6 protein-coding genes are annotated in these 4,810 nt (G+C 71.7%); 2 read left to right on the forward strand and 4 right to left on the reverse strand.

Annotation, left to right across the window (positions count from 1 at the left end):
• Nucleotides 1–85 precede the first annotated feature (85 nt).
• Together ABFX54_RS55910 and ABFX54_RS55915 are read right to left on the reverse strand one after the other, a co-directional pair.
• Nucleotides 86–817 carry a hypothetical protein gene (locus ABFX54_RS55910; RefSeq protein WP_346115490.1) on the reverse strand — a complete coding sequence of 244 codons (732 nt, stop codon included), beginning with the start codon at nt 815–817 and terminating at the stop codon, nt 86–88.
• Nucleotides 804–1,319, reverse strand: coding sequence for a SigE family RNA polymerase sigma factor (locus tag ABFX54_RS55915; protein ID WP_346115491.1), 516 nt, complete (start codon nt 1,317–1,319; stop codon nt 804–806). Before ABFX54_RS55915 ends, ABFX54_RS55910 begins: the two co-directional genes overlap by 14 nt.
• Nucleotides 1,320–1,459: 140 nt before the next feature.
• On the opposite strand from ABFX54_RS55915, the gene ABFX54_RS55920 reads away from it, so the two are divergent.
• Entirely contained in the window at nt 1,460–2,350 is an 891-nt protein-coding gene (locus ABFX54_RS55920; RefSeq protein WP_346115492.1) for a hypothetical protein, read from the forward strand.
• 128 nt (nt 2,351–2,478) lie between these two features.
• Here the strand turns inward: ABFX54_RS55920 and ABFX54_RS55925 are convergent, their stop codons facing one another.
• Nucleotides 2,479–3,210: an SDR family NAD(P)-dependent oxidoreductase gene (locus ABFX54_RS55925; protein WP_346115493.1), complete on the reverse strand. Its 732-nt coding sequence runs from the start codon at nt 3,208–3,210 to the stop codon at nt 2,479–2,481.
• Nucleotides 3,211–3,332: 122 nt separating this feature from the next.
• On the opposite strand from ABFX54_RS55925, the gene ABFX54_RS55930 reads away from it, so the two are divergent.
• Nucleotides 3,333–3,938, forward strand: a complete 606-nt coding sequence (locus ABFX54_RS55930; RefSeq protein ID WP_346115494.1) for a TetR/AcrR family transcriptional regulator — start codon at nt 3,333–3,335, stop codon at nt 3,936–3,938.
• A gap of 49 nt (nt 3,939–3,987) precedes the next feature.
• Here the strand turns inward: ABFX54_RS55930 and ABFX54_RS55935 are convergent.
• Nucleotides 3,988–4,810: NBR1-Ig-like domain-containing protein (locus ABFX54_RS55935; protein ID WP_346115495.1), on the reverse strand; the 823-nt coding region annotated here is incomplete at its 5' end.

A 4,810-nucleotide genomic window follows, 5' to 3' on the forward strand; every position in this document is an offset into this window, starting at 1 on the left:
ACCACGACACCCTCATGACCCACAACGGCCTCTACGCCGAGCTCTACACCCTCCAGGCCAGCGCCTACCGCTGATCATGAAGCTCTCACATCGTGGAGGTGAGCCCTTGCCCGATCCGCAGCAGTTCGGCGTCGACCGCCTCGGTGCCGTCGTACTCCGCGGCGTACACCGGGCTGAAGACGATCTCGGCCAGCTGTCCGTCGGCCGTCCGCAGGAACAGGGTGGGGCTGCCCTTCATGCCGTCCTCGCCCACGTGCTGCACGACCAGATAGCCGCTCCGGCCGCCCACGGTCACCTCCTCGCCGTCCGCTTCGTCGCGATGGGCGGCGATCCGGCCTTCGGCCTCGTGGACGGCGGCCCCCTCGTGCACCATGATCTCGACCTGGTAGGAGCCCTTCTCGTCGCCCGGGTGGACGTACGAGACCAGGTAGGTGTCGCCCAGGTCCACCGACCGCCCCGACCACTCCAGCCCGCCGGGCAGGTATCCCACCTTCACCCGCCCGAACTCCCTCCCGTCGCCCAGGTCCCCGAGGCTCGGCGGGTCCGACGGCTCGGGCGGGGTGTCGTCGATGGCGGGTGGCTCCGGTGTCGTGGCGAATGTACCGGCCATGGGCGCCGTACCGATGCTGAAAGAGAGTACGGCCGGAACGGCGGCCACGCACGCGGCCGCCATCGCGGCCACCACCGCGACCCTGACCCGGCGCCGCCTCTTCGCCCCGGCGGACCACACCACCCGCTCCGTCAGGTCGGGCGCGGCCCGCAGCTCCGCCGTCCCCTCCGCCATGAGCCGGCGGATCTCCTCCTCAAGCGTGGGCATCGGTGATCGCTCCTTCCAGTGTTTCCCGGCCGAGCGCCGAACGGAGCTTGGCCATGGCCTTCGACGCCTGACTCTTGACCGTGCCGACCGAGCATCCGAGCGCCTCGGCGGTCTGCGTCTCGGTGAGGTCCTCCCAGTACCGCAGGACGATCACCGCACGCTGGCGGGGCGGCAGCGCACGCAGCGCGTCCATGAGCACCTGGAACAGGTCGGGGTCGCCCGCCCGGATCGCCGTCTCCGGCGGGCTGTGCATGGGGATGATGGTGAGGATCGCCCGGCGGCGGGCCCGGTTGATGGCGGCGTTGACGATGACACGCCGCACGTAGGCCTCCGGACTGTCGTAGCCGGCCACCCGATCCCATTTCCGGTAGGTGCGCTCCAGCGCCGTCTGCAGCAGGTCCTCGGCCTCCGCCTCGTCACCACAGGCGAGGTAGGCGACCCGTAACAAGCTCGTGGCACGCGCGGCCACGAAAGCGCCGAAGTCATGGTCCAGGTCACTCACGGTTCTCCGTCCGATCTCACGCCTCCTAACACACTTCGTCCCTCGTGACGGTTGCCCGCGCGTGCGAACATTTCGCGGGCAACCGTTCGCACGGCCCAGCTGTGTGCATGGTTGTGACTTCGAATCGATGGAGCGAACCGATGACGTCCACGACCACGCCGATCCGGCGGCTGATCACTCTGGGTGTCGCCTTGGCCGCGGGCGCCGCCCTCCTCGGCACGCCGGCGGCCGTCGCGGCCACGCCTTCTGAGGGGGCCTACTGGCACACCAGAACGCTGATGACGGGAACCCATCCTGGACGATTCGGCACCAGAGCGCACCCCTATGCGCTGGTCGAGCGGTTCGTCGGCGTACGGTGGAACGCCCCCGACGGCAGGGCCTGGTTCGGCGGCCGGCTCCTGGGGGTGCGGCCCAAGAGCGCGGCGGACCGGAAGGCGTGGCAGCGCGACGGCTCCCCCTCCACGTGGAGCGAATCGCTCGACGGCAAGACAGTGAAGCTGTCCACCCGGCCCGGCAGGGGCTCACTGAGCCAAGCGCCGAAGGGCCGTGACCAGTTCGAGTTCGCCGGGCAGCGGCTGACGTACGACGAGGTCCAGCGCCTGCCCGCCGAACCGGCCCAGCTGAAGGCGTGGGTCATGAAGGCGGGCCAGGTCGGCCGGGAGATGGATCTGCCCGCCTGGGTCGAGGAGACTCTGCCGATGCTCCTACACGACATCCCCGCGCCGAAGCAGGTCCGTGCCGCGGCCTACCAGGCCCTGCTGTCCCTGCCGGGCGCCCGCGTCGACGGCGAGGCCAAGGACGAACTGGGCAGATCCGGTGCCGCCCTCATGATCGACAGGCCGGGTGGGAAGGCGAAGCGGGCGCCGTCGATCAGGGTGCGGATGATCGTCGACACCGGCAGGATGGTGCTGCTGGCACAGGACCAGCTGGGCACGTCCGGCGGCAAGGCGTCCGCGGAGTGGTCGGACCGGAAGACGCTGATCGAGGCCGGCTGGACCGACGCTCCGCCGGCCGCGCCGGCCCTGTCCTGACACGTCGGCCCTGCCCTGACACGTCGGCGGGTCCAAGCGGTGGGCACATCGCCGACTGCTCGGCCATGCGGATCGACGATCGGCCGACTTCGTCCGCGGCATCGGACGGCTGGGGCGTGGCGGGCGAGTCAGGCGGCCGCGGCGGCTTCCAGGCTGAAGGCGCGCGGCGGGCCGGTGAGGGTCGCCTTCGCGTCGGCGCCGATCCGGTCGAGGATCTCGATCTCCCCGGCCTCCAGCCCGTCCAGCGCGAGCCGGACGAGGTCGGCCGGGTCCAGCAGCGTGCCTTCGGGGAACTCGACTCCGGCGTTCGCGGCGAAGTCCCGCAACGTCTCCGTGTCGATGAGCCCGGGGACGAGGGCGGCGACGTGCGTTCCCTGGCCGGCCAGTTCCACCCGGACCCCGTTGGTCAGGCCCCACTGCGCGGACTTGGCGGCGGCGTAGGAGGTGTTGCCGTCGACGGTGGTCCAGGCCACGGCCGACAGGACGTTGAGGATGGCGCCGCCGCCGTTGCGGGCCAGCACGGGAGCGAACGCCCGGATCATGGCGAGGGTGCCGTAGTAGTTCGAGTCCATCGTCAGCCGGATGGCGTCGAGGTCGCCGGTCACGAGGTTCCCGCCGGCGGTGAACGCGGCGTTGTTGACCAGGAGGTCGACGTCGGTGGCGACGGCGGCGGCCGCCTCGACGGATTCCTGGTCGGTGATGTCCAGGCGCAGCACCTCGGCGCCGGGGACGTCCACGAGTTCGGGACGGCGGGCGGTGGCGTAGACCTTCGCCCCGCGCCGCAGCAGCTCGACGGCGAAGTGGTGGCCGATGCCGCGGTTCGTGCCGGTGACGAGCGCGGTGGCGCCGTGCAGTTCCATCGGTGACTCTCCTGAGATCTGACCTGCTGACACCGGCGGTCGTAAAATGACCGCTGGGTCAAGTTGACTCCGTGAACCTATCCATAACATGACCTCTCGGTCAACTTGCTAGAATCTCGCCTGTGACCAGTCCTGATCGCCGCCCCCTGCGCGCGGACGCGGCACGCAACCGCGAGCTCCTCCTGGCCGCGGCCGCGGACGAGTTCGCGGAGCGGGGCATAGACGCCTCGATGGCCGACATCGCCCGCCGGGCGGGTGTGGCGAAGGGCACCGTCTTCGCCCACTTCGCCACGAAGGAGGAGTTGATCGCCGCGATCGTCGGCGACCACTTCGCCGCGCTCACCGCCGTCGCCCGGCGACTGCTCGACTCGGCCGATCCCGGGGCGGCGCTGCTGGAGTTCCTGACCGTGGCCGCGGGCGGGCAGCGGCAACATGACCTGGCGTTCCTGCAGACGGTCGCCGAGGGCGACTCCGAGGTGACCGAACTCCGCAACGAGTTTCACGCGAGCATCGGATCGCTGGTCGACCGGGCCCGCGACGCGGGCGCCGTCCGGGCCGACATCACCGGGACCGACGTGCTGCTGCTCATCTGCGCGCCGGTGCACGCGATCGGGTTCCTGGCGAATCCGGAGCCGGACCTGTGGCGGCGCTACCTCGCCATCATCTTCGACGGGTTGCGCCCCGAGGGCGCCAACCCCCTGCCCCGACCGGCGCCGAGCTGGCCCTGACCGGCGCACGCGGCCGCGGTGGTCCCCCCGCGGCCGTGGGATGCGGGCGTCAGGCCACGGTGACGTCGAGGAAGATCGGCCGCTTGCCCGCGAGCAGCGGGGTGCCGTCCTCGTCGGTCATCTTCCAGTAGATCTTGCAGCGGCCGGGGGAGCCGGCGGCGCGTACGCGTACGGTGATGTCGACCGACTCGCCCGGCGCGACCGGCCCGATTCCGACCCGTTTGGGCGCCTTGCACGGGGTGTCGTTCATGCGGGTCAGGTAGCGGCCGTGCCACGGGACATTGCCCGCGTTGCGGATTCGCCAGGTCTTGTCGAAGGACTCGCCCGCCTGGACGACGGTGCCGTCGGGGTAGGTCACGTCCTTCTCGAACTTCGAGTCGTCGAACGGCGCGAGGGACTGGGGGGCGGACGGGCTCGGGCTGGTCGCGGTGCCGGGCCCGGTCCTGGCGTCGCCCGTGATGAGCGGCAGCACCCACCCGATGAGGATCGCCGCCACGCCCGCCACACCGGTGACGGCCGCCAGCACGGTCAGCCGCCTGCCCGACGCGGGACGACCGGGGGAGGCGGGTGCGGGTCGAGGAGCGTCGGCGGGCGACGATTCGTGATCGGAGCCAGGTGCCCGGTCGTCCGCCGACGGGGGCAGGTGGCCGGCGGGCGGAGATTGCGGCTCCCCGGACGAGGGTTCCCGGTCCGTGGACGGAGGCCGGTGTTCGGACGCCAGGGGAGCGTGCTCCCGCGCGGGCGTGCCGGTGGACGGCGGCAGCCCGGACTCGGCGGGCGTGCCGGCGGACGGTGACAGCGGTCCGGAGCCGGCGGGTCCTGGCAGCGGTCCGGAGGCGGCGGGTCCTGGCTGCGGTCCGGAGGCGGCGGGC

Origin of the sequence: Nonomuraea maheshkhaliensis (genome assembly GCF_039529435.1) — a bacterium.
GTDB lineage: Bacteria > Actinomycetota > Actinomycetes > Streptosporangiales > Streptosporangiaceae > Nonomuraea > Nonomuraea maheshkhaliensis.

Coding starts and splice junctions, on each gene's coding strand:
- ABFX54_RS55910 (WP_346115490.1), bottom strand. CDS start 817: ATGCCCACGCTTGAGGAGGAGATCCGCCGGCTCATGGCGGAGGGGACG.
- ABFX54_RS55920 (WP_346115492.1), top strand. CDS start 1,460: ATGACGTCCACGACCACGCCGATCCGGCGGCTGATCACTCTGGGTGTC.
- ABFX54_RS55925 (WP_346115493.1), bottom strand. CDS start 3,210: ATGGAACTGCACGGCGCCACCGCGCTCGTCACCGGCACGAACCGCGGC.